Raw genomic sequence first — 26,049 nt, 5'->3', positions numbered from 1 at the left:
TTACATGAAATCGGAAAGCTGAGCGAAACTGACGCCAAAGAGCCGTCTGAGCAATTATATATCTGAAGCACAGTGAGAAGAAAATAGAGCTCTGGAGTTTCATGATGATGCATGGCACTGAGCAATGCTGAAGATTTTGGGTGCAAACTATTGGGTCGAGTATCTAGAAATTGAAGAATCAAAGCGCTGACTATGAATCAGAGTGTGTATTCTATAAGCGAAGCTGCACATAGCATCCTCACATAGCCATATGCGGCTAAATACTCAGATTGAATTACAATCTAGATTTTGAACCCGACATTAGATGACTAAAAAGATTTAGAAAAACCAGATTGTAAGAAGGTTACTGCTCTTGCTATGGTATCTGGTGTACTGGTAAATCTCCTACTACCTGACAAACTAGCACTTTGATTTAGCTTCTTTGTCGGATTGCTGAAACTTAGGTCCTTTTATTGAGTATTAGACGCAACTAATATGATGCACAAAATAAGATATATTCTTCTAGCAGTTACTACTGTTTTATTCTGTGTATCGGCTTGCGATGGAGACCCCTATCATGGCTTTGGTTGTATCGCCCCGGAGTCTCATCCTGCAGTTACTCGCGTCCGCTCGCTTACACCAAAGCAGCTAGAAACGGTATTCATTGAAGTGCAGAAACTAAACAAAATTCACTCTCAAGAGAACTATCAAATGCAGTTTTATAAAGCAGAAATCCCTGAGAGTTTAAGTTTCTTGAATGCGGAACTCATTCGTGTGTATCGTTCCAAAGGCCCATATATAATTCTCGCGAATTGCTTAGATGAAAGAATTGAACTCACGCTATCCGAAGCGGAAGAATCAGAACCTACCATAACACTGCACTGGGCAGAACCAACTAGTAAAGATCCTTACGCAAAAGGTAGTGAGGTTATTTGGCGCAATAATAGTCAGGAATAGCTATATAATTTTAACAATATAAAAATGCATTAACTGGGTTAGGAGTCTGATGCTTTATGCTCTTCTGTCGGCGTTAATCTGATACTGCCATTTACTCCTCTAAAAGATAAGTCTCGGTCCCCTTTAGTTGAAAGTCAGTGCAAGCGGAGATATAACAGAATGTGCGAACATGAAGCTTAACCTTTGTCAGGCTTAACTTCGCGATTTTGAAGAACTATTAGCAGCCCGCTCCATTCACACCAGTTTGACACTAAATTTCAATTATTTTGCCGTAATTCTCATACACAAGCTCAACCATAGGGTCAATAACTCTACGGTGTTATAACGACTGCTCAGGCTTATCAACTCAATTTATGGCTTAGTTCAAAAGACAAACTAACACCAGAGAATAATTAAAACACTCGATATCCAGGAGGCCACCAAAATGCAGATTAATAAAATGAAATTTGGCAAAATCAAGAAAGTATTACTCGGCGCAGGGCTGAGTTCGCTACTCGCAGCGTCTATGTCATCTCAAGCACACACACCAATGAATAAAGTTCCTAACTTTGACGAGTTTAGTGAGTGGGTTCATGACTGGGAAAAATTCGACACCTTATATGCCAATGAAGCTCTGGATGTTCTGGATATGCACCTCCACCCGGGTAGTTATGACAAGCTTGGTCCAAAAGGAAAGGAATTTGTTAAAAGCGTTTTCCCAATTGATCTGCCAGATTCTTTGAAGATCCCGCTTCTAAGATTTTTTTCTTCATTCCAGCTCAACCCTTACGGCGCCTTTATCGGAATCAAAAATGAGTGTCGCCGAGCCGCAGCAAATAACTGCATTCTATTTGCCACATACGCGCCTGAAACCTGGGGAATAGAGCCAAACGAAGACTTGCTAGGCTATCTTGACGATGATCGTAACACGTTTAATGACATGCCTTTTTTCTATGGACTGGCAAGTATCAATGTTGCAGACTGGGACCGGGATAAGGTATCGAATTTAAGCAATCTGGAAGCCGCTCTCTCCCACCCCAGAATTGTTGGTATCAAATTAGCTTTTGCGCATACTTTAACCCCTTTTGATGATCCGAGGTATTTTGATATTTATAAACTGGCTCAAAAATACAACAAGCCTGTGTATCACCATGTAGGAACAAGCCCTCTTCGCAAAGTCTCTGAATTTGAAGAAGACCAACTTCCGTTTGTAATGCGAACTTTCGATCCGATGTACCTCGAAGAAGCAGTTAAGCAGTTTCCACAAGTAAAATTTATTCTGGGACATGCGGGTAACGATGCCAATCATGAAGGCTATAGCAAGATAGAAGAGGTATTCTATCTTGCAGAGAAATATGAAAACGCCTATATCGAGATCTCTGCACTAGGCTCGGAAAGAAATGATCCGAATGGAGAAATTATGGATGGTGTTCTAAAGCGCGCCAAAAATTCGAATATTCTTAATAAAGTCATCTATGGCTCGGATGGTCCAGGAAGCCCTGGCAAAACGAAATCCTACAAAGAGCTAGTGTTGGAGAGCATGCAACGAGTTGATCTTAGCTTCGATGAAGCTCAACAGGTTATGGCAGGCAACGCTCGTAGAATATTTGGCATACCTGCACCGTCTCAAAACTAAATGTACTAACCACTTGTAATAACTTTCAATAAAGCAGTTTATTGTCCAGGGAAGGATGATTTAGCCTCGGTGAAGTCGAGAAGCTTGACCGAGGTATTTTTACTAAAAAAATTTCGATATGAATTAGCCATCCATCAAACTCTCTTCCTGATTTGATTCAGACGATCCATCCTGCTCATTATACCTCACATCGCCAAATCGAACTAAATGAACTTTAAGCTGCTTGTCATCTATAGCAGTAATATACCCGGTAGCATTCCACCAATCCTGCCTCGCCAGCTCTTTGTAGAGTTGAGCAAAACTTTCTTTAGATTGAAAGCGAAATACCATTTCGCAAGAAACGGAAAAGCAGTTTAATTTTTCAATCGATACGTCATTCTGTTGATAGGAATACTGGTAAATTTTGTCTTCATAATTGTAATCCGGAGAATCTGCTTCGCTCAGCTTCAAATGAGCTTCTCGCATTGACTGAAAGTCCTCATCGCTAACTTGAAACAAACTTTCATAAATATGATCTTTTTCTGTATCGAGTTTGATAATTGCCAACTCCTGTTCACCCAAGTTAGATACATCTTTCACGCCAACGTCTGCGTTTGTAAACACCTGTCCAGCGCTTTCAGTTCCCTCTGCACCATCTTTGTCAACAATAACGAGAGAAGTTCGCTTGAACTGTCGATTAGTTTTACCTGTTGATGAATCAAACTCAATTTTTAATGTTGAGCTTTCTTGATTAGCCCGGCCATTTAAATTTGGTGCTTCATTGTTTGACGCTAGAAAATAGCCAAATAAAATAAGCAAAATGGAGTAGCTGAATAAACCTAAAAGTTTAAGTTTCATAATAACCTCTATTTTTCTGTCCATGAAATGTAATAAGAGACTCACCATAGGCAAGCCTCTTTAATGAGCAAGTTATTTTCGCCATACACCAGCGTAATGGGTGTAGTTATATCCATCAATACCAGTAATCAACTTGGTCAAGTATCCGTAACCACTGTAGTAATTGAAGTAGCTTTGAAATCCCGATGCAGTTAGTCCATGCTTTGCTCCAACATAATTACTCTCAGGTTTACTCGCAAAGACAGCAGTATAATAAACCGTTCCATTGTGAACATAGGAGTTCAGGTATACAGGAAACTTGTTATTCGCTTTCATATCCGCAAACGTCGTGTTGTATTGTGAGGAAGTCATTTGCGAACGAATTGACCAGGAACCAATGTTTCGCTTTTGATAAAGCACGGTATATCGTCTTTCACCATTGACTGAAACCACAGATATACTGGTTGGACTCATTCCCAGATTTTTAGCCTGATTATAAGTGTTCATATGCTCGTTATAAGAAATATTATGTCGGGCTAAAAAACCTGTAGATTTCTTTTCGAAAATTGCCGAATAGCGAACACCATACGGAGTATTGTATGACTCGACATGTGTCGGCACATAACCGTCATCAACGGCTTTGTTAAATACGCTTTGATAACCAGAAGATGTTTTACGGCTATAGTGACGCCAGCCAATATTGACAGGCTTCCAGATCATGTTATATCGCGTTGTATTACCAACAGTAAATCCATCAAACCAGTCAATCTTAAATCCAGAATCAACCAGATGCTTAAACAAACCAGAATATCCATCCGAATTAAAACCATGTCTTACATATTGTGATCCTAGAGAGCGTGCAGGCCAAATAAGAGTCGCGGTACTATCAGTACCTGACCAACTGGTTTTTACCTCTTTGCCGGCAAAACTTACCCAGGAAGGGTGTTTCTTGCTGCTTTCATACTTGGCAGCGATACCACGACGAAATTTGATCGGGATACCTGTATTCCCGCCGACCTCTCCTTCGGCAACATGAACATGAAGATGTGGACCGGTTGAATTACCGCTATTGCCAACTTCACCAATCTTGTCGCCTTTGTTAACCGTTAATGTGTAAGAACGAGTCGGAGAGATCCCGGTGATATCTGGATAGTCACTACCAGGTATACTGCTCAGCCCCAACTCATCATAATTACTCTCGGTACGTGGACAAAACTTGTAAGGAATCGACCCTGGCACCATGTGAGCGTAGAGTGCATAGCTATTGTCAGCGTGTTTAATTAACAGGTGATTGCCAGCTTTGGGAATTGTACGGTTGGCGACATCTCGAAGCCGCGGGTGTATCCATAGTCTTTCTGGCGAGGAAATCTTGTTACCTTCATCATCCAGTATATACTCTCCCTGTTCGTCTTTAAGGTAGTCAGAACCATTTTTTACCCGAGGGTTTTCCGGTGCACTTCGCCAGCAACCCACTACAGTTCCGCTGCGCATAGCATAAATTGATTTTTCATAGATAACACGATTTTCATTTTTATCTTCATCAACATTTCCCTTAAGAGAAGTCCACTTTCCTGTACCAAAATTAAATCGCTTACCGGAAATATCAAAGCCATGTTTTTGTGAAGTAGAATCTGCATGTTTAAAGGTATAAAGTTTTTCATAATCAGAAAAATTCTGACCTTTAAACGGAAAATCATACAAATAATCAGCCTGGGCTGAGAATGCGGAAATAGCCAAAGCGGTTCCCGAAACCAGCTTTGCACAACACTTTAAAATCGAATAATTCATCATTAAGTTCCTTTTAGCTGCTCCCTTTCGGGATCAATCACCATGTTCATTCAGAGAACGCGACACAGTCTGAATCGCTTAACTCAACGCAGTTAAGCTACCGGAAGGAATCTTAATAAAATGAAAAATATGCATTTATCGAATTTTTGCCAAAAATTTATCAGTTTTTTATCAAAATGGTGACACTGTTTGCTAAGTACTTGAACTTTAATATGAAATCTTCGAATGCATTGGTTATAATGAAAGAAAACACTGTTGGATATGATGGATAATCTTCAATCAGTACTGCCATTTATCAGTTCATTTAGCAATAAACTTCTACAAACAGACGACTATTCTCTCATAGCCAACCTTCTGTGCGAGGTTATCTCTACTGCCGGACTGGATGATTGCGTTATATATCGAGCGGAATCAGCTAACAAGCAATTAACTCAGGTAGCAGCGATCGGTCAAAAACTTAATTCAAAGGGAAAAATCGACAATCCTATTCAGCTCAGATATGGTGAAGGAATTGTAGGGATGGTAGCACTCTTCAAAAAGAGTATTATCATTGACGATACTACTCTGACTCCCAACTATGTTATCGACGATGAACATCGTCTTTCTGAACTCACAGTACCTATTCTGTATAACAATGAGGTTATCGGAGTGATTGATTCGGAAAACGAACAAAAAGACTATTTTAACGACTTTCACCATGCACTTTTCGAAGTACTAGCAGCAACAGCAGCCCCTGTATTTCACCATGTCAGCGGAAACGCATCCCCGCTACCACAAAAGCCTCTGGAGAAAAGAAGTCCTTTTCCTGATGCGACTCTAAATGCAAGCAAAACAAACAATCAGCGAGATGCTTTCATTGCCAGCCTCAATGGACTGTCGGCCAAAGATTTTACAAAACTCATTACCGAGACATTAAAACACTACCACAAGCCAGTGGCTTTTAATCACCACCCAGTATTTGAAAATATTTTTAGTAACGCGGATGATAAATTTGCGCTCACCCTTTTTGACTGGCTCAAAAAGCAAATTAATGATGCTTGTGATGAGCTTTTTCTACCAACACCGAAAACTCAGAAACTTCACTTTATTATTGAGCATACTTATTTTAGTCCGCTTATTAATCATCAAGCGGTAGCGGATAAGCTTGGAATGTCCTACAGCACATTTACACGACATTTGGCAAAAGCAAAAAAAGAACTCAGTGACTATTTGTGGGTAAAGTTAACCCGGCCACAATACTCTCTGCGGGCTTCCTGAGGGGCAGCAGTGTCTAAAAATATCAATTAAAACTTATATTAACGAACATTAGAACCGATAAATCTGGTCGCCAGATGATATTTCACCTGACGACCAAGTACCCCATTAAAAAATCCAGAAGGATATAAAACAAACCATCTGGATAACTCCTATACAGAACAACTATTTAGAAAGGAAAAAGCGTTGACGCCTTATCATCAACATCCTGTTGCTCTTTATTATCACCATATTGATCCCATAATGTCATTCTGCAGCTACTGTTAACGGTCACCAGAGCATGTTCATGTTGTTTAAAGGTTTCCCCATCATTAAAGGTAACCGTTTCTACATAACGCATACTAACCTGATTATCACTAACCTGCGCAACGTGGTCAAAGTCAAGCTCGAAGTCGATAAACATAAATGCGCCTAGCCAAAAGAAATATCCCGGCTTATTAGTTTCTGTGTCGATGCGATTATGCAGTTTGGTAAAACCACTTGCGTAACCTGATGCTGCACACAGCGCATTTTCACTCTGTATGCAATTCATTATTCTCATTACTGAAGCCACAGGATCATCACAGGTACTGGCAGCGTTGTTGCTACTAGCTTGTGCTGCACCGATAACCAAGGATAGAGAAATTGCCGAAAGTATCTTTGATAATGGTTTCATCTTCGTCTCCTACCATAAAAAGTTGTTATTGATTTACGAGAAATTCCTGATTAAAGATATCTTCATTATTTTTGTTATACTCGCCGTCCCTGGCGAATGAGAGACTAACCACTCAGTGGGCTTCTCCTATCAGAGTCACACCAGAATAATTGCTGTAAGCTCTGATACTGATGTGCCAGATACCTGCTTGTGGGTTGCTGACAGTACAGTTTTCACTGTTACCATTTTTATAAGGGCGGCAGTCGTAACTTGAGGTTGTTGGCTGCGAACCATAGCGTAGATAAAGATCAGCGTCTCCGCTTCCTCCAGACATGGAAACATTAAGTTGAGACATACCCTTCGGGATTTCAAAAGTAAAATGTTTCCAGTTGCCCCGACTATCAGAAAGGTCACTCTCTTCAAAGCTAACGCCATCAACAGCTTCAAAATAGTCGGCCTCCAGAGATACTCCTGAAAAAGCGCTGTATGCTTTAAGCATCACATAATATCGTCCAGCCTGAGGGTTGCTGAAACGACAATTTTCAATATTCCCGCTTTTATAGGGACGGCAATCATATTCCTGAGACGTTGGCTTTTCCCCTAAGCTCACATAAAGATCGGCATCACCGGAACCACCACTAATATCAAAAGAAAGAGAATTGACGTCTTCAGGGACATCAAAGAAAAACTCTAGTTCATCGTCTCTTGGAGCAAATAAATTAGCAACCGGAACTCCCTTGCTTAATTCACCATCAATATCATTTGTTACCGAGACTACTTGCGTATTACTAGCACTATTGCCATCATTATCGGTAACTAATAAAGAGACAGAATAATCATTCGCAACAGAATAACTATGAACTGGATTTTTATCATTGCTTGTCTGACCGTCACCAAAGTCCCATAAATGACTTTCAATCGTTCCGTCGCTATCACTGCTAGTATCAGAGAAAGTAACTTCCAGTCCGGATGATTCAAAATTAAAGCTGGCAACAGGCTCGCCTGATGGTGTGCCATTGTCTCCGACCGGAATCTGGTTATCAAAGTGAGTAGCAACTTCAGGCCAGATTCGATTTATCAGAACCCCTTGATTTGGGCAACCACCAAAATGATGTAGCGCCAGAACATTATTACTACTTGCGGCGAGTACGGGCGATCCAGAACTTCCGCCAATAGTGTCACACATATAGCCCATATCAGTATTCGGCGCAGAACCATCCGCCAGAGTGACATCGACTCGACATAAACCGTCACTATTCTTATCACTCTCAATAGAAAGCTGTTTTGGCTGGCCACGTCCATGCTGAGGAATATAGATTCGCTCCTGTTCCACAGGATTTCTAACATCAAGGCCGTAATGGCCAAACTCTTGAATATCTTCAAACCTTTTTACAGTAAACAGGGTGTAATCCAGGTCACTACTGGTAGCAAGTAATTGATCTCCTGTGACAATAACCGTTCCCGAAGTCGATCCGCTTCCACATCCTGATTTTTGATAGTTAAACCATATCTCAGTTTTGGTCACACCGGACGCGGAAGATATACAGTGATTGTTAGTAAACATTCGATTACTTTCTCCAACTCGCCAGGCGCTACAAACCGCCGAACCATTTATCAGAATTTTTGCGACGGGGCGCGTTCTTTCAAACTCGGTCGGATTAGAGTCAGCCCAGCACTGCACGTCTCGTCTTTCATTAACACCGCAAGTAGACTGAGGCTCAATATCTAACATAGGAGAGCTATTGAGCGCTTCGTCAAACTCCAGTTCACTAAATCCTTGCATGATGGAATCGATTTCTACTCGGTAAGATCTGGATATTCCATCAGTAAAAATAACTTCTACAATGGCAGTGTCTCCAAAAATGGATAAGGCAGAAAAAGACCGCTCTCCATCATCACCTTCCATTAAAGTAAACAGTGAATTTTCTCCTTCGCCGTAGCGGTGAATCATTGTCCCTTGCGGATCTTTAACTTCAATCACCGCGCCAGATGGCAACTGTATATTGTTGAAATGAACTTTAATAAAACTGGCTTCTGGCTTGGAGATTACAATCTTGTGTGATTTAACCAGCTGAAAATCTTGCGTATTAGCACGTTTCATACTTATCTGATCAATAAGTAACGCTTCAACATTTACTTTTTTTGCTACTTGACTCGCCGACTGTTTTTGAGTTTTAAATAGACTGTTTGAGTTCAGTTGAACGGAGAGTTTTTCAATTTCTGAATTCTGTGGACTGGCAATCAGTTGAGAACTAGCGAAGACCAATGCTGTCAATGTTCCACTGACCTTTAATATAGATTTCATAATATTTCTCTTAATTTATTTTCAGCTTTATTAAAAATATTCCGATTAGTTCGAAAGATTTAAAATCTGAAACTTTATTATTAGTAGATGACAGGACAGAATCCTCTGTCCTGCCGTTCAGGCTAGTTCACTGTATGACTTGCGCTTAGGCTGACACCGGAAAAGCTGCTATAGGCTCTTACCATAACGTACCAGTCACCGGCAGTTGGTTCTGGAATGTTGACCGGCTCATAGTTGCCATTGCGATATGGACGGTAGTCGTACTCGCTTGTTGTTGGCTTTGCTCCATATCTTACATAGATATCTGCATCACCAGTGCCTCCTTCAATTAAAAATTGAAGCTCTACGGTAGCAGGCGGCACTCCTTTAAGGACATAATGAATCTCTTCGCCAGTTGAAGCTGACAAACCACTTATCGTTTCCCCATTGTGAATTTCATCGGGACCATCTGTTTCACTGACGGTTATAATCTGAGTCGTCTGGTTGCTTGCATTGTCATTATCGGTAACAGCCAAAGTAACATTGTAAGTACCAGCCTGTGCAAAAGTATGACTCGGGTTTGTATCTTGTGATTGACTGCCATCACCAAATGTCCACAATCTACCATCAATAGTTCCATCGACATCGGTACTAGCATCTGTAAAGTTAATTGTTAAGCCATTTGAGGTATAAGTGAACGCAGCATTGGGTGCCTGATTATCCTGGGTAGTAAATGAAACAGTCAGGGTAACACCAGAGAAACTACTGTAACCTCTTAGCATCAGGTACCAGACTCCGCCTTGTGGATTGGAAACCTCAACCGTTTCATTATTACCATTTTTATAAGGTCGATAATCATACTGACTGGTTGTTGGCGCGGCATTGTAGCGAACATAAAGGTCCGCATCACCTGAACCACTACTAATTGAAAAATTTAAATTACTAGCACCTTGAGGAACCTGAATTTTGTAGTGAAGCTCTTCACCTTGCGCGGCAGACAGATCGTTAATAACCTCCCCGTTATCCAGAAATCCATCGTCAATAGAAACACTAACCATCATAGAAGTTTCATCCGTTAAGCCATCATCGTCAGTGACTTTAAGAGTTACCTGATAATCTCCCGGTTGAGAGTAAAGATACACTGGATTCTGTGAGGAAGAAGTGGCGCCATCGCCAAAGCTCCATGCCCATGAAACTATTTCGCCATCGCTGTCGCTGCTAGAGTCGTTAAAGCTAGCCTCTAGTTGAGTTGAGGCATAGGTGAAGCTTGCAATCGGATTCTGAGGACCTGCGCTTACGGTAACATTTTTGCTAATTGTTCCGGTTTGTCCATTATTGTCTTCAACCAGAAGAGTGACAGTATAGGTTCCTGACTGTGCAAAGGTGTGAGAAGGATTTTGAACTGTCGACTCAGCTCCGTCACCGAACTGCCATTGATAGGAAACAATGCTTCCATCAGGGTCGTTGCTTTCATCAACAAAATTTACGCTAAGCTGTGAGACACCATAAGAAAAATCAGCAATAGGTGGATCGCCAATAATTTCTTTTATTAATACACCGTCATCCTCATCGAGAAGCTGGTTCAGACTATCTCCACCAGGATAATAAGAAGAAGATACGGTTCCACTGATCATATCTTTAATCCACGCAGTGGAGAATTCTTTGAGGTAGGCAACATTGTAATCTTTGGGAGTACCACACACCCAGGTAATTATTCCGCCGGTGCTACTGCCTTCAACATCTGTATGCTTGGAGTTATTAGTCAGCTTGATTCCTACAAAGGGTTCACTTAAATTCGTTAGAGGTTGTAATGCATTATTACTGGAGTTACATGAACTTGAATTTGCCAGTATAGACAGAACTTTACTTCCAGAATTGATTGCTGACTGAAGGTTAGCTTCCATTCCATCATCTTTATCTACCGGATCATACAACATCACCCCCTGTAGATTAGGAAAACTTCTTTCAACCAATCGACCACTCATATAACTTACAAACAGGCCACCTGCGGAATGACCGGCAAGCACCATTTTTTCAGGCAATGCTACTCCATTGGGTGGTGTAATGGAATTATCCACCAGATCATCAGCGAAATCTCTTGCCAGGCTAGCGTTCCCTCCAGTAACACTCGCGTTTACTGTTAATACTAGTAGTCCGTTATCCATCAGATGTGTCGCAAGATCATCGAGGTTGCTTTTATTACGCTGGAAACCGTGCTGTAACAACACCCACCCTTGCGCAGGGCCGTCAGGTAGATACCAGGTCGCTTGTCGACTTCCTCCTAAATCTATTGATTCATTAACTTTTTCTCCTGCTATTGAAAAATTTGCAGTAGAGAAAAGCAATAACATGGTGCTTAATAAGCGCGCCGCCTTTTTCATTTTTGCCTCCAAGATTGAATTTTTTTTGACTCTTAGTTCTTATTTTTTTCGATTTCATACAAGCGATAATCGAGACACTCGAATCTATCCAAAATCCAATTTTGAGGTTTGTTTTAAAGTTCCAAATTCTTGCTAAATATTCTCAGAGAGCAAATCAGCCGCCCCTTTTTATCTGATGACGCGATATTTTTTTAAATTATGAAACCCGTAGTAAAGAACTTAATAAATTAGGACATCAATAAATAAATCTGTTCATTAAATGCAAAAAGCGTTAAAAAAATCTGATTATTCTTAATTTTCCAGTAAAGCAATAACAATGATAGCTTTAGCTTTAAATTGGCTGAGAACACACTCCATCTCGTAAAAAGATAAAACGCATTTATAGATTTGACCTCTGACCACCTGGTAAAGCAGACTAGTTTTAGCAAGCCAGTACAACAATAAAAATGAGACTTGAGAAGTATAAAATGAATAACCCTAAAAGGTATCTTCACAACTTTTTAATTGGTCTTTTTCAGATCACCTTTGTGCTATCTATATATTCTCCCCTAAATATCAGGGCTAAAAGTTTTGATGATAATTATCCCGACAGGTTTAGCGAACCTCGTCAGTTAATTAAGAGTCTGGAAGAAGCAGCCACAAATGCCCGTCCTGTTTCGTTGGAAAGTCTTAAAACAGAAGTTCTACTCTTCAAGCTCTACCTAAAAACGGAACAACGCTCGAAAGCAGAAAAGCATTTAAACAAAGTCAAACAACGATACGCTGGCCTTCAAAGCGCGGAAACAGACATCGCTTTACTAAAATCACTTTTCATGCTGCATACGCAGAACATCGAAGATTTCGAAAATGCTATCGAACCACTTAAGATTCGAGCAACTTCAGAACAGGGAGAGGACTATCGAGCCTGGTACAACTATCTGATGGGAGCCTATCGCATTCAAAAGCATCAATTTGGCGAGTCACTTATACATCTGAATACAGCTCTGGAAAGTGCAGTCCAGGAGCATTCTAAAGAAATAGAAATGGGCACTAAAAACCAACTCGTTCTCCTCTTTTATTATACCCAGCAGTATGAAAGAGCCATCAAGATCAGTGACGAAATCCTGGCACTTGCCAACAATCTGGAAGATAATTTCGGACGAGTTGCTGCACTATCGAACAAAATGAACATCTACTATGCGATGGCAGTTAGTGAGTCTTTGGAGCTATCGATAGAGGAAGCAGGGAATAATAAGAAATATCAGGAACTAAAAAGCAAAGTCATTGAGCTGCAAAAAGAGATTAAAGAACGCGCAAGAGCTATTGGCGCTCTCAAACACCTATTAAGAGCTCTCATTATCGAACAAAATCTATCGATGAGCGAAAATGATTTTCCCACGGTTATCTCTACAGGGATGCAAATAATCCAGCTCGCAAAGAAAAGAAATCTTGCCTATGAAAGCGCTGTGGCTTCAAACAATATGGGTATTGCTTATCGCCACCTTGGAAATTATGTACAAAGTCTGGCCTCGATAAAGCAGGCTGAACAATATTATCGAGAGGTCAATAATCTTGAGTCCATTATATGGGCTTTGGAAGATTACGCAAAAACCTATGAGGCATCGGGAGATTTTGAAAATTCTCTGAAATATTATAAGAAATACCATCAGGCTGCGATCGATTTCGTCAACAAAGCAAAAGACCGTTCGCTTCAGGAAGTACAGGAAAAATATTCGGCAAATGAAAAAGCCCAAAAGATAATCCAGCTTACACAACAAAAAAAGCTTGTATCTAAACAATTGAAAATTGAAAAAATGAACCGCTGGTTATTAATCATCATTCTTTCAACAGTGGCGGCAATAGCCTTTTTACTATATTACAAACGTAAAAAGCTAAAAGCTCTCCTAAAAAATGAAGCCTTGCTCAACCAGCAGATAAAAGAAATCAGCAAAGCAAAGCAGCGCTTTTTCAATAATATTTCACATGAATTTAGAACAGCACTCACCCTTTCAATAGAACCGCTAAAACAGCTGATATCGAATACAACAACGCCGACTCAGGAGTTATCATCAGCCTACAACAATAACCTGCATATGCTGTCCCTACTCAACGAAGTGCTCGATATTGATAGAATCGAAGCAGGGGCAATGCCCTACCTTGCTTCTCGTCTGAGTCTCGACAAAGTTATCTTATCCTGCCTCGAGCGATTTGATTCTGCATTTAAAAGAAAATCTATTCAAGTTTCTAGCCAGAACTTGCAAAAGGTTAGTGACTTCTACTTTGACATCTCTCATATTGAGAAAATCATATCAAACTTGCTATCCAATGCAGAAAAATACTGTCCTGACGGTTCTGTAATAACGATAGAAAACTACGAGGAAGAGGGATATATTCATTTGATAGTAAAGGACAATGGCAACGGTATAGACCCGAACGAACTTCCCCATGTCTTAGAGCGATTTTATCAGGGCAAACAATCGAATGAAGCGGCTCGTCCGGGTACAGGAATAGGACTATCGCTTGTCAAAGATTTAATGGAGTTGCACTCAGGTAAGATTACCGTCACCAGTACTCTGGATGAAGGATTTACGGTAGACCTTGCATTTAGAAAAGGCTTTAAGCACTATCCTGAGTCAAGAGTTTGCCAAAAAGAAACTAAACGTTTAACCTCTGGTTTACTGCCCTTATCTACAGCGGATAATAACATAGAATATCCGACAATCGATTCCACTCTTTTAGTACCTTCTTCAATAGAAAAAAAATCAACCACATCCAGCACTCCACAGAATAAAAAGCTGATAATGATAGTTGATGATAATGCCAATCTCAGAACATTGGTTCGAAAATCTCTGCAACCTGAATATCAAATTGAGGAAGCTAGTAATGGTCAGGAGGCACTTAGAAAAGCAGAAAAGCTTCAGCCTGACCTTTTGATCATTGATGTAATGATGCCCCAAATGAACGGGTTCGAACTCACCCAGCAGTTAAGACAAAATAAAAAGCTCGCTCATTTGTCAATTCTTTTGCTCACAGCACTATCTAAAGTAGAACACCGTACTTATGGGCTAGACCTTGGTGCTGATGATTATATTACAAAGCCCTTTGATCTTAACGAGTTAAGTGCTCGAGTACGAAGTCACCTTGGGCAAAAGGAAAGGCTATCGAAAGCTCTTTATGAAAAGCACCGAATTAGCATCAAACACAAATCATCCAATGATACCCTGTTTGAAGGTAGAGATGCTAAACGCTTGCAAAGATTAGATAAGTTAATCGAAGAGAATTTGAGCCAATGGGATTTTGATTTGGAAACCATCTACTCTGCACTAAATATGACCAGAAGCTCTCTATATCGATTTACCCAGAAACACTATCAATGTACTCCGATCAATCTGGTCAAATCCAAAAGAATGGATGCAGCATTTCAAATGCTGCAAAAGCATAGTGGTAGTATTAGCGAAATTGCTTATGCCGTTGGTTATCAAAGCCTTTCCGCTTTCAGTCGGGCATTTAGTGAATACCATAAAGTAGCACCAACCAAAATCCGAAATAGTAATAATCCTCGACAGTCAGAAGATAAGGTTTCCTAGTCAAAAAAGCACCAGGAGTAAAATTCTATCTGCACTTCGATACTTCAGACTTCTGATTATCGGACATCAGATTTTTCTTCAACTATTCCTGATACAAAATGGTTACCGCGGTTCCCTCGGCAAGAATACTCCCCGATACTATCCGCCCATTACCAGCGCCAGGATCAGACTTTTCCATTGCCACTTTCCAGTTTCCGGAAGGAAGAGAATAGTTGTAATTATTGGCGCTATTGTAAATTACGAGAATATCTTTCCAGGAATCCCCAACAGCCCTGCCATTAATGCGGTTGACTACCACACCATATCTTGGTTGGCTGGATACCTGATAATCACTGATTTCCTGCCAACTACTCAAACGAAATGCAGGATGCGCTTTTCTTAGTGCAATAACATCTTTGTAATATTCCAGAATGTCAGAATTTCGAATCTTCCATTGCCAGTCAATCTGGTTAATCGCGTCAGAAGATTGATAACTATTATGGTCCTCCTTTTTGTCGCGCATCAATTCAACACCACCATGTAAAAATGGAATTCCCTGACTGGTTAAAATAATCCCATTAGCGAACATTTGAATTCGACGCAGGTAATCCGAATCACGAGGTATTCCATTATTATCAGCCCACTGTAGAATCTTATCTCGCAAACTTAAATTGTCATGTGCGGAAACGTAATTGATACTTTGTTCAGGATCCATGGCGAACATCGGATCCCAGGTGTCGATGCTGATACTGGCGTCATTACTTGCGCGAATGGCTCCGCGACTACCAACTTCAACTCGCCACAAGTCCGGGTTATTATTAAAGACAAAGCAGTCACCACTATTGCAACTACCACTGTCATTTTTCCCTTTTAATGCTTCACGATATTTCGGATTAAAAACGCCGACATGGGCTCCAGCAATACGGCCGATAGTACCCAGACGCACCCGTTCAAGTTCTCGAGGATCAGAGGCAAAACCATTCCAGGGTTCACCATAGATTAATAATTGACGATCAGGAAAAGTAACATTTAGATGATTCGCCCAGCGCTCGACTTCGTCATAATCAAAGATGCCGATAAGATCAAACCTGAAACCATCTATATTGTATTCTTTAACCCAGTATTCTAACGAATCCTGAATCATCCGTCCCACCATAGGAACGTTGGCATCAATCGAATTTCCAGTTCCAGAAAGATCTGTTGGCGTATAATACTGACTGCTAATAGGATTAAACACATCGTGAGAGTATGTATGGTTATACACAACATCCATAATGACCCTGATACCGGCTTTATGAAACTCATTTACCATTTGTTTAAATTCACGTATACGGTTTTCGTAGTCATAAGGAGTCAAAGAATAGCGCTCTTCCGGCACGTTAAAATTCCGCGGATCATAACCCCAACTGTAGCAGGTGTTGTCTGATAAATCGGAACAGGCATTGAAATCATAAGCGGGCATTATTTGTACATGAGTAATGCCCAACTCTTTAAGATGATCTATTCCCGTAGATTCACCATTTAATTGAGTTCCACTTTCAACCATCCCCAGAAATTTTCCTTTCTTATTACTGGTCACGCCTGAGTTTGCAGCAATTGTAAAATCTCTGACACTCATCTCATAAATGATTGCGTCTTCGCGATTAACGAGAGTCGGTATGGGCGCCCAATTTTCGAAGAGCGCTGTTTTTGACATATCCATAACAATATTATTGTTGGTATTCGGCTCTACCATTTTTCCGTAGGGATCACGAACTTCATTTCCATTGATAAGAAAATGATATTTTTTAAGGTGGTAATTTCCTTGTACAACAACCCGATAAACATCCGTATAACCATTAAAGTCGGAGACTTTATTCAAGTTATATATTTGACCATCCAGCCTTAATTGAACATTGGCTGAGTCGGGGGACCAGATAGAAAAGGTCGTACTGTCAACAGAATAAACTGCGCCCAGAGTTTCAGAGGCAGTGCAGTTTTGACAGCCATCGACAGACGTCAAGCTATAGGAAAAGTCACTATCATTTACCCGCAGTCGATAATTGCCAACAAGACTTGTATCAATATCTGAACCTGTTTTCTCTAAAATATTGTCATTATTATTGTCGCCATAATTAGTTGACCAATCACCATACACATCAAACTTAAATCGCTGATTCGACTGGCCGTCGAAATGAATGGTTACCTCCCATAGGTGGTCGGCCACCAGTTGCATTTCGCTAGTCCCCCATCCATTGGGCGTACCTCTAAAGAACAAAGATGGAAGGCTATGACTAAAACCTGTTTGTTCACAGCTTGCAACAACTTGAGTTGTGATATTTTTAGTCGAAGAATCGAAAGTAATTTCATAACTGGCATTACTATCAACCGCATAGTCTGCACTCGGATAGTTGTCGCTCCAATCTCCCCAATGGTCAATTTTAAAACGCGGACCACCGTTAGCATCTCCAGTGTTAAATAACTGACAAGTTTTGTAAGTAGAACCTGCGACCAACTCCAATTCGTTTGTTCCCCAACCATTAGGCGTGCCACGAAAAAACCAGTCCGCCGACGCATTAGATGATATTAAAAGTCCAAACCAAAGCAGGACTCCCGATGATATATATCGAGAAATCATTTTATCTAACTCCTGTATTAATTTTCTAAATATTGTTGCTGACAATATTCTGAATAAACAGGTGCTTCGATTGTCTTAAAATCGATAGCACCTTGTTAGTTCATCCTAATTGACTAGGATTGCTAAATTTTATTGAGCAATTAATTGATAGGTTCGTGTCGAGTCATTAACACGTAAAAGATATATTCCGGTAACATTGGTGTAAATATCTGCTCCGATTTGCTCGAGAATACCGTCACTATTGTTATCACCAAAGTTATAAGACCAATCACCATAAACGTCGACTTTATAGCGCTGGTTGGATTGACCATCAAAATTAACGACAACTTCCCAGGTATTATCTGCGACCAGAGTCATTTCGGTTGTGCCCCAGCCATTTGGCGTTCCTCTAAAATAGAGGCTGTCAAAGTTTTTATTAAAATCGGTTCCACAACCAATTTGGGTTAAGCTGTAAGCTTTTGTTTCATCATTAACGGTCACTTTGTACTGACCGGTTACACTGGTATAAATATCGCTTCCCGTCTGTTCCAGAATTCCGTCATTGTTATTGTCACCGAAGTTATAGGACCAGTCGCCGTTAACGTCAAACTTAAATCGCTGCTTCGACTGACCGTCAAAATTAATCGTAACCTCCCAGGTATTATCAGCGACCAATGACATTTGAGTCGTGCTCCAGCGGTTTGCTGTTCCACGGAAATACAATTGGTTAAAATTCTTTTGGTACTCGCTACAATCAGTGCAGCCGCCACAATCAGTACAATTATCATCGACCATCGCACCGCCATGAATCGCTGTGGCGGACATACCGGCAACATTAAAGTAAGCATAGCCACTTGCGTCGACCGAAATCACTTCTCCGCTACAAGCGTCATCACCAGCCAAAACATTGCAGTAGTTTCCTTCAGGCAAACCGGTAAAGAGTGACTGTGTCAAAGCACCCGCTTCATTGTTAATAACAACAAATCCTTTATCACCACGTCCGAATGCTATCTGATTGTTTCCGTTGTCCCACCAGTTATTTACGCTCCAGCTGTCAACCGTATAATTTCTAAACCCGACCATGTTAGCAATGTTGCTCCAGCGATGCTGACATACCCACTGGCTATTCGAACAGTTAGTTTCACCAACTGGCGGCCCAACATCGGTGTCGGTAAATTTATAGCCCGACATTACTTTAGGATATCCATATGGAAATGCGAGCATAAAAATATTCGCTAGATTATATTTTTCACCATCTTTATAGGAAAGTGTTCCGCCTCCGCCATGACCTCTTTCGCGGTCATGGTTATCAACAAAGATAAGCGCTTTGGCAGATGGTAGTAATCCCCAGGATTCTCCCAGAGTTTTCAGATTTTTAATTTGTCCGTTAAAATTTCCGGCAATGTCAGTCCCATATTTGAACTCGGTAACCTGACCAACATGGATATATTGATCGGGCTGAATTTCAGCAGCTTCACCGGCAGCCCCAATCACTTCAAGAAAACTCCAGGGATTACCCGCCTTATCTAGTATCGCCTGAATGTCCAACGGCGCCATATGTTTAGCTGCATCGACTCGAAAACCATCGACCCCGATACTTTTCAGATGATTGATATAGCCAGCTATTTGATCTTGCACGTAGGACGATCCCGTATTGAGATCGGGTAAACCGCTCAATTTTCCGTTCCATACATGGTTTGCATCACTGTAGGAACTGATATTGTAACGTGGCGAATGGTAGTCATTACTCGAATAAAGAGCCGGATGGTTTTCCAGCGACCATAGTGTTCCAGCCGTTCCGGTACCGCCGCTGTTCCAGGCAGCGGTGTGATTGATCACCAGGTCAGCATAAATTTTTACACCGACTGCATGACAACGTTGAATCATATCTTGAAGTTCAGCTTCACTTCCGCTTCGACTGTTTAACTGATAACTTACCGGCTGATAACGAGCCCACCAGGTAGAATGGTTGATATGCTCATTGGGTGGAGAAATTTGTACCGCATCAAAACCTTTCGGCCCCAAAAAAGTTTCACATTCGTTTGCGATATCAGTCCATCTCCATTCAAAAAGATGAACAAAGGCTGTTCCTGCCTGAGTTGATTTCGAAAGTAGCATTAACAAAAAACAAAATGCGGCTGAGTAAAATATTTTATAGTTTTTCATGACTCACCTATTTGAATCTATTGACAATTATCGATCGACAAATATTCATCGATATTTGAAAAGCACGACGGCGGGCTGCGCTCAATGGGCTTGTCAGAAATGCGTTCTGACAATCGTATCGGCTTTTAATTTTTATTATTTCACTGCAATCGAATGCATATTTATTTCTAAAAAATAACTCAGTAGAATTAAGAAGAATGCAGTTTTATAGCCATTGCTTTTAACATCTCTTTTGGTCGAGCAAAATTTATACTGCCGGAAGGCTGATAGATCAATGAGTGACAGGAATGAATACGTATGCATTCGCTAAGAAGGGAAATAAATCTCAAAAATCAGATAATTGTTCACGTACCTATAAGTGCATTGACTGATATTAGTAAAAAAATGACCATTATTACTCTCACCTAGGTTTTAAATTACCTGAAAGTAAATTAACTAATTAACCAAAAGAACAAGGACATTCTATTTTATCAAGCCATACCTCAACGACCAGACACAGCAGAAAGCCCCTTTTTTGCCTTCAAATAAAAAACTGACTGCTACATCAATCGTTAGTACTTAATGCGCTGATAATATGCCTGAACATACCCAGTTGCTTTCTAATCCTCAAACTAGAAACTCGCTATAATCATAGTTATTAATCTATAATCGCGAGTAGCAAAAACCTAAGTGAGATTTACCAAATCATTACTGCTATTTATGATTTAATGATGAAGGTTTCCTTAAAAATGGGTTTACCTTTCAAATCAAATAACTCAAGCGTTACTGAGTTCCCCCCTTCAAAATCATCAAACTTTCTAATAAGTTTCCACTCACCCTTGGGGGCTCCGTATAGAACTGTCGCGTTAGGATACTTCTTTGTTCCATCTTTCATGTTTTGGGTCCATCGAGCGGCTATCCCCACTTTATCTCGGTAAGAATTTATCCCAGGAATATCGACTTCAAAAATCATTCCATAGTAATAATTATCCTTTTCACTATGTTTAACTAAAGGACCATTACTGATAGTTTTATACTCATCTTTTACTCCATAGCCTACACCTTCAATAAACTCAAATGCACCGACTCTCTTTGAATCTATAGAAACATCCATTTCGTTTAACTCAAAAGCCATATTAAGAATTTTGTCAAACTTCTCCCTTTGCACTTCATTGAACTTAGTTTCAGACAAAATCCAGGGTGTTGCTGAACGCAATCCATTAATGGCTCTATTGAATTGTCTCTTGGATCGCCTTTCAAATCTGTCCAGGTTCATTGAAGCCAAACATCGTTTAATATTTCTCATCTTACCTGGAGCAGTACAGTCAAAACGAGCCAAACGAAAGTAATTTTCAGGAGTATCATCGAGGTTAAGGGCTTTCTCTAAATGTTCCTTCGCTTTTTCCCAGTTAACATCTAAATGCTCTCCTTCCATATACATTCTGCCCAACCTACTATGAGCCTTGGCATAATCGAGGTTTGCAGCCTTTCTATAATAGGTAATTGCTTTTGAAATATCTTTAGTTACTTGATCTCCGCTATGATAAAAGGCGCCGACATTGAACATTGCTCTTGGCTCTTCATACTCAGCCGCCTTTCGATAAAATTCGAGCGATTTATCTTTATCATTCTCAACATTGTCTTCAAACCAGAACTTGTCTGCAATTATCGCATAATCTGTTGCAATCGCTTTTCTTGCTGAAGCTGACAGGCTTTTCGGAGATGGTTCCGTTAGATTTAGCGTTCTCATCAAAAAATCATAAGTAATTGCTGCTTCGTGTCGATCTCCACTCCAAGAGTAGTGTCCATGCCCAGTATTTTCATAATACATAGTTTCAACCGGCTTTTTATTCTTTTTCAACATATACTCCAATCGATGAGTATGTTCGAATACCGCAGTCTGATCTTCGATACCAGCAATTAAAAGAATAGGGGCTTTCAATTTGCTTGCCAAATAAACAGGCGAAGTATCTTTTAAGTTTGGATCATACTTGCCGATAACGTTTTCAATTGGCTTTCTGTTCTTCTCTTGGGCAACATAATTATTATGATTAAAAGCCAATAGTAGATCATAGATCCCCATCGCTCCGACAACACAATCATATTTTTCCGGATGCTTAATTGCCAGCATAACAGAAGAATATCCACCATAACTAGCACCGACAGAACACATTTTATCAAATTTATACTTGCTTATGACCTGCTCGACAACCGTTGATATATCCCGTTCAATAAGTTTTCCAAATTCACCAACCCCTCTATTTTTAAATTTTTTACCAAATCCTCTCGAACCTCTAAAGTTGACTCGCAAAACAGAAAACCCTCGACTAACAAAGTACTGGACTTGAGAGTTATAACGATCGCTTTCCTTAATGCCAATAGGTCCGCCATGAGGCATAACCAACAAAGTTTTATGGTCTAACTCGTTATCTGCCAAAGTTAGAAACGCTTCTACCTCATCTTTATCAGACGTCATTACAGTGAAAGCTTTTGAAGAATATAGTTTCTCATTTTCCAACTGCGGATAAGCCAATAATAACGGTCTTAGTTGGGCCCGCTTAGCATCAAAAGTGAAGTAGTCACCGGGTAAAGTAGCACCCTGAACTTTTAGTACTGATTTTGAAAAGTCTTTACTATAGTCTACTAAGAAATATTCTTTTCCGGGAAAAAGTTGGGATAGTTGCTTTCCCATTTGTTTTCCTACAGGATTAAAGTACTCTCTCCTCATCAATCCGAGCTCTTCATAAACAACCGATAACAATTTTCCTTCTCGATTGTAGCTTGCCTCCTTCAAGTCATACTTTGGATGTTCGTAAATAACCTCTTCCAGTTTTTGCTTTTTAATATTGTATTTTTGAAGCGCTACTTTATCTGTTTCTTGATTGGTTAAAACAGTAACATATTCAGAACTTAAGATTGCCGCCAGACTAAACTCAATATCTTCGACATTTTTCTCCAATAGTAGCCGCCACTTACCGCCTGAAATAGGCAGTGATTTTATTGATAAAACTTTCGTTTCTTTATCATAAGTTTGAGTAATTATCCTTTGACTCCTTTGATCAAAAGAAAATCTTGAAATATTTTCTCCATTATGTAGTACTTCTGTAGCATCAGAAAAACTGTTATCTATGAATTCTTCAATGCTGACAACATAAATACGATAGTATTGACCACGGGTATTGCGTGCGAACAGTATCTTGTCAGGTTCATGCGAAAGTACATCAATCAGGTAGCCGCTAGCTTTTGAAGCCTTTAATTTGACTTTTTTCCCGCTAATTGTTGCAACCAGGTACATTCTCGTACTTTCGTATTGAGCTAGTAAAATCAACTGTTCATCATTCAACCAATGATAGGAAAGCAAACGAACATCAAGTCCAATATTCAACACCATTTCTATTAGATTACTTTCAGTATCAATAAAAAGTAATTCTCTCTTCTTATCGTCCTGTTTAATCGCAGATATAAGCCCTCCGTCAGGAGAAATTTTAAAGTCAAATGCTTCAGGATAAGTAAATAATTTCGAAGACTCTATCGGAGAAGAGAATGAATTCGTTGAAAAAGTAATTGTAAGGCATATGATAAACTTTAGAATTCTCATTATTTATCTCCTTTACCATTATCTATGTATGAATAAAAGGCATCCTCCCCCGGACCACCATAGATAAGCATTCTACTTCTCAGAATACTCGGAAATTTATCTTCCATAAATACTAAAGATTGTGAACTTCTGTTATCAAGTCTTAAATACGAAGTAGGATACCAGAATCCTCTAGTGACAATATTCAGGTGTCCAACATAGTTTATGGTGCCCGGTTTAACTACAAACCGAAAGTTGTCGTCGTTATCAAATTTGTAATACATATAATTACTAACATACAGACGATCGACGGAATATTCTCCCGCTTCTAACTGAGAAAGGATGTAACTTTCCCCCTCAGCCAAATCTGCAGAAGACAACTCTATCCGACGAGGTCCATCTAATAAGATTTTATAAAGATCTCTATTGGTATCAATACCAATAAGCACATAACCACTATCACCAGTAAGCTGAATATCTTTATCTTCAGATAACTTTTTTAATTTACTTGCACAGCTAGTTATTAAAACGATGGAAAAAATAAGAAAAATACGAACTAAAAAAACTTGCACTCTGTCACCTGACATCAAACCGATTTAAAAAATTGAGAACATGACTTAGGAAAGAAATTGATATCAATTCTATTTCGTTGATTTATAGTATTTTGAACTTTTCAATCTCTTTGGCCAAGCGCGCCCAATAGGAATTAAAAACTATAAATTAGAAAACTCAATACTCTATTCCCTACGAATATGAGGCTATCCTATATATTGAGATATACATTATCAATATATAATAATGAAGAAACATGTATTTCCTGGTTGTACCGTTCTAACGCCAAATTCGATGAGCCCACTTAGTTAACCCTGCGGCAACACTGCCATAATAGTCACCGTCCAGAATATCCACACCAGGAAGCACTTGATTGACCACTTTTCTAACCGTCGGTGATTTTGCGGAACCTCCGGTGATATAAATAACATCGGGCTTAGTCTGCGCCTGCTTAACCGCTTCGCTAATTAAGGACTGAATTTGCTGAGCGGGACGATTAATTGCCCTTTTAAAATCATCCTCTGAAATATTCAACTCCAGATCTGACTCAACATATTCCAGCTCAGTACGTACTTTCGGCTTGTCACTCAGCGCAATTTTTGTCAATTCGGCACTTCTTACCAGTCGATGATTGAGTTTATTCGCTTGAAGGTGAATTAATCGGTCCAGCAATTCGACGCGCTGCGCGTCTCGCCTCAAGGCTTTGAGCTCTCTGGCAAATGAGTCACTGGCAAACTTGGCCTGTTCACCCACATTGTTGATCGATACCGCACTCCAAAAAGGCGCAGCTGGCATTTCGATACCTTTGGTTTGCATACTCCCCAATCCAAAAAGAGGCATAAACTGATGATAGGCAGTGGCAATATCAAGATCGTTACCACCGGTCCGAGAACCAGTATGAGCGAGAAAGTCTTCTTCTCGAACGTCTTTTTTTACATAAGAGGGTCCCATTTTTACCATAGAGCAATCTGTGGTACCTCCACCGATATCTACCACGAGCACCAGCATGTCCTGGTTTAACCCTGTTTCAAAGTCAACACCTGCAGCCAGAGGCTCATACAGAAATTCAATCTCTTGATATCCACAGCGTTTCGCTGCCAAAGTCATGATATCGATTGCCTGCCGATTACTTTCGCTACTACTGACTCCCTGAAAGTTAACAGGTCGCCCTATCACGACCCTTGTAATCTTTTGTTGGGTATGAACTTCTGCATTTTGTTTGATATAAAGCAGCATCGCGGTAACCAGATCTTCAAAAAACGACAGCTGGCTTTGATTTAGGCCGGTTGAGCCGAGAAAAGATTTGGGAGACTTAATAAAAAGTCCCTCTTCGGGATATTCGATATATTCTTCAATGGCTCGCTGCCCGAAAAACTGTGCGACCTCGTCACTTTCCATATCAAATGAGCGGCGGAAAGCGGATGCTTTCAGTAATTGCTGCTTTCGCTGCCCAATATAATGGTCACGCGAATGCTCTGGCAGACTTTTCGCCAAATATTCACAAACAAAGCTACGATCCAGCGTATATAGTGTCGAGGGAAGAAAGGGCTCATGCGCTTGAATAGGGAGGAGTTTTGGAAGCTCTTCTTCAATTATCCCGATAGCCGAGCTAGAAGTACCATAATCCAGACCTGCGTACATAATCACCTCCAAATACTGCACAGAAAAAAGGGGGGCGGATTCTACGTGATCCTAAACTCGAATACTAGCGCCGAAGGCTTAGTTGGACTTCAACTAAACAAACAAACCTTTATTAAGTCGAAAAAGCAGCCTATCTATGTCGATAAAAATGGCTTCCTGTTTCCACAATAAAACGAACATTGGTTAATTAATAAACTATCTCAATTTGGTAATTGATCTCGAATTTAACCCCTCCTACTCTGGTAGGACCAGATAACAATAAAATAAAAGTGTACCCAGGAGCCC

Annotated in this window: 14 protein-coding genes; 4 read left to right on the top strand and 10 right to left on the bottom strand. The window is 40.2% G+C overall.

Annotation, left to right across the window (positions count from 1 at the left end; genetic code table 11):
* The first annotated feature begins 474 nt into the window (after positions 1-474).
* Positions 475-936 carry a hypothetical protein gene (locus tag IYN84_RS12620; protein WP_196139562.1) on the top strand — a complete coding sequence of 154 codons (462 nt, stop codon included), beginning with the start codon at positions 475-477 and terminating at the stop codon, positions 934-936.
* A gap of 424 nt (positions 937-1,360) precedes the next feature.
* Positions 1,361-2,551 (top strand): amidohydrolase family protein, encoded by a 1,191-nt coding sequence (locus tag IYN84_RS12615; protein ID WP_196139561.1) that lies wholly within the window; start codon positions 1,361-1,363, stop codon positions 2,549-2,551.
* Between the two features lie 123 nt (positions 2,552-2,674).
* Here IYN84_RS12615 and IYN84_RS12610 read toward each other — a convergent pair whose 3' ends face one another.
* Together IYN84_RS12610 and IYN84_RS12605 are read right to left on the bottom strand one after the other, a co-directional pair.
* Positions 2,675-3,388: a hypothetical protein gene (locus IYN84_RS12610; protein ID WP_196139560.1), complete on the bottom strand. Its 714-nt coding sequence runs from the start codon at positions 3,386-3,388 to the stop codon at positions 2,675-2,677.
* 72 nt (positions 3,389-3,460) lie between these two features.
* Positions 3,461-5,158 carry a hypothetical protein gene (locus IYN84_RS12605; protein ID WP_210330442.1) on the bottom strand — a complete coding sequence of 566 codons (1,698 nt, stop codon included), beginning with the start codon at positions 5,156-5,158 and terminating at the stop codon, positions 3,461-3,463.
* A 258-nt stretch (positions 5,159-5,416) separates the two neighbouring features.
* On the opposite strand from IYN84_RS12605, the gene IYN84_RS12600 reads away from it, so the two are divergent.
* The gene (locus tag IYN84_RS12600; protein ID WP_196139558.1) at positions 5,417-6,412 is read left to right on the top strand and encodes a GAF domain-containing protein; all 996 of its coding nucleotides are present in this window, start codon (positions 5,417-5,419) and stop codon (positions 6,410-6,412) included.
* A 166-nt stretch (positions 6,413-6,578) separates the two neighbouring features.
* Here the strand turns inward: IYN84_RS12600 and IYN84_RS12595 are convergent, their stop codons facing one another.
* The 3 genes from IYN84_RS12595 to IYN84_RS12585 form a co-directional block, all read right to left on the bottom strand.
* A complete protein-coding gene (locus IYN84_RS12595) occupies positions 6,579-7,064 on the bottom strand; it encodes a hypothetical protein (protein WP_196139557.1) in 486 nt (161 codons plus the stop codon).
* A 112-nt stretch (positions 7,065-7,176) separates the two neighbouring features.
* A complete protein-coding gene (locus IYN84_RS21575; RefSeq protein WP_196139556.1) occupies positions 7,177-9,348 on the bottom strand; it encodes a pre-peptidase C-terminal domain-containing protein in 2,172 nt (723 codons plus the stop codon).
* Positions 9,349-9,470: 122 nt separating this feature from the next.
* The gene (locus IYN84_RS12585) at positions 9,471-11,708 is read right to left on the bottom strand and encodes a PKD domain-containing protein (protein ID WP_196139555.1); all 2,238 of its coding nucleotides are present in this window, start codon (positions 11,706-11,708) and stop codon (positions 9,471-9,473) included.
* A gap of 467 nt (positions 11,709-12,175) precedes the next feature.
* On the opposite strand from IYN84_RS12585, the gene IYN84_RS12580 reads away from it, so the two are divergent.
* The gene (locus IYN84_RS12580; RefSeq protein WP_196139554.1) at positions 12,176-15,274 is read left to right on the top strand and encodes a response regulator; all 3,099 of its coding nucleotides are present in this window, start codon (positions 12,176-12,178) and stop codon (positions 15,272-15,274) included.
* Positions 15,275-15,356: 82 nt separating this feature from the next.
* On the opposite strand, the gene pulA is transcribed toward IYN84_RS12580, so the two are convergent.
* The 5 genes from pulA to yegD all read right to left on the bottom strand — a co-directional run bounded on the left by pulA (position 15,357) and on the right by yegD (position 25,764).
* Positions 15,357-17,870: a type I pullulanase gene (gene pulA, locus IYN84_RS12575; protein WP_196139553.1), complete on the bottom strand. Its 2,514-nt coding sequence runs from the start codon at positions 17,868-17,870 to the stop codon at positions 15,357-15,359.
* Between the two features lie 129 nt (positions 17,871-17,999).
* A complete protein-coding gene (locus IYN84_RS12570) occupies positions 18,000-20,015 on the bottom strand; it encodes an alpha amylase C-terminal domain-containing protein (RefSeq protein WP_196139552.1) in 2,016 nt (671 codons plus the stop codon).
* Between the two features lie 697 nt (positions 20,016-20,712).
* On the bottom strand, positions 20,713-23,592 hold the full coding sequence (locus tag IYN84_RS12565) for a prolyl oligopeptidase family serine peptidase (RefSeq protein ID WP_196139551.1): 2,880 nt from the start codon (positions 23,590-23,592) through the stop codon (positions 20,713-20,715).
* A complete protein-coding gene (locus tag IYN84_RS12560; RefSeq protein WP_196139550.1) occupies positions 23,592-24,143 on the bottom strand; it encodes a hypothetical protein in 552 nt (183 codons plus the stop codon). Before IYN84_RS12560 ends, IYN84_RS12565 begins: the two co-directional genes overlap by 1 nt.
* Positions 24,144-24,402: 259 nt before the next feature.
* Positions 24,403-25,764: a molecular chaperone gene (gene yegD, locus IYN84_RS12555; RefSeq protein WP_196139549.1), complete on the bottom strand. Its 1,362-nt coding sequence runs from the start codon at positions 25,762-25,764 to the stop codon at positions 24,403-24,405.
* Between the last annotated feature and the right edge of the window lie 285 nt (positions 25,765-26,049).

This window comes from Aliikangiella sp. G2MR2-5, from assembly GCF_015687155.1.
Classification (GTDB): domain Bacteria; phylum Pseudomonadota; class Gammaproteobacteria; order Enterobacterales; family Kangiellaceae; genus Aliikangiella.
The sequence above is the reverse complement of the archived record's forward strand: the minus strand, read 5'-3'. Positions and strand labels throughout refer to the sequence as shown.

Coding starts and splice junctions, on each gene's coding strand:
- IYN84_RS12620 (WP_196139562.1), top strand. CDS start 475: ATGATGCACAAAATAAGATATATTCTTCTAGCAGTTACTACTGTTTTA.
- IYN84_RS12615 (WP_196139561.1), top strand. CDS start 1,361: ATGCAGATTAATAAAATGAAATTTGGCAAAATCAAGAAAGTATTACTC.
- IYN84_RS12610 (WP_196139560.1), bottom strand. CDS start 3,388: ATGAAACTTAAACTTTTAGGTTTATTCAGCTACTCCATTTTGCTTATT.
- IYN84_RS12605 (WP_210330442.1), bottom strand. CDS start 5,158: ATGATGAATTATTCGATTTTAAAGTGTTGTGCAAAGCTGGTTTCGGGA.
- IYN84_RS12600 (WP_196139558.1), top strand. CDS start 5,417: ATGATGGATAATCTTCAATCAGTACTGCCATTTATCAGTTCATTTAGC.
- IYN84_RS12595 (WP_196139557.1), bottom strand. CDS start 7,064: ATGAAACCATTATCAAAGATACTTTCGGCAATTTCTCTATCCTTGGTT.
- IYN84_RS21575 (WP_196139556.1), bottom strand. CDS start 9,348: ATGAAATCTATATTAAAGGTCAGTGGAACATTGACAGCATTGGTCTTC.
- IYN84_RS12585 (WP_196139555.1), bottom strand. CDS start 11,708: ATGAAAAAGGCGGCGCGCTTATTAAGCACCATGTTATTGCTTTTCTCT.
- IYN84_RS12580 (WP_196139554.1), top strand. CDS start 12,176: ATGAATAACCCTAAAAGGTATCTTCACAACTTTTTAATTGGTCTTTTT.
- pulA (WP_196139553.1), bottom strand. CDS start 17,870: ATGATTTCTCGATATATATCATCGGGAGTCCTGCTTTGGTTTGGACTT.
- IYN84_RS12570 (WP_196139552.1), bottom strand. CDS start 20,015: ATGAAAAACTATAAAATATTTTACTCAGCCGCATTTTGTTTTTTGTTA.
- IYN84_RS12565 (WP_196139551.1), bottom strand. CDS start 23,592: ATGAGAATTCTAAAGTTTATCATATGCCTTACAATTACTTTTTCAACG.
- yegD (WP_196139549.1), bottom strand. CDS start 25,764: ATGTACGCAGGTCTGGATTATGGTACTTCTAGCTCGGCTATCGGGATA.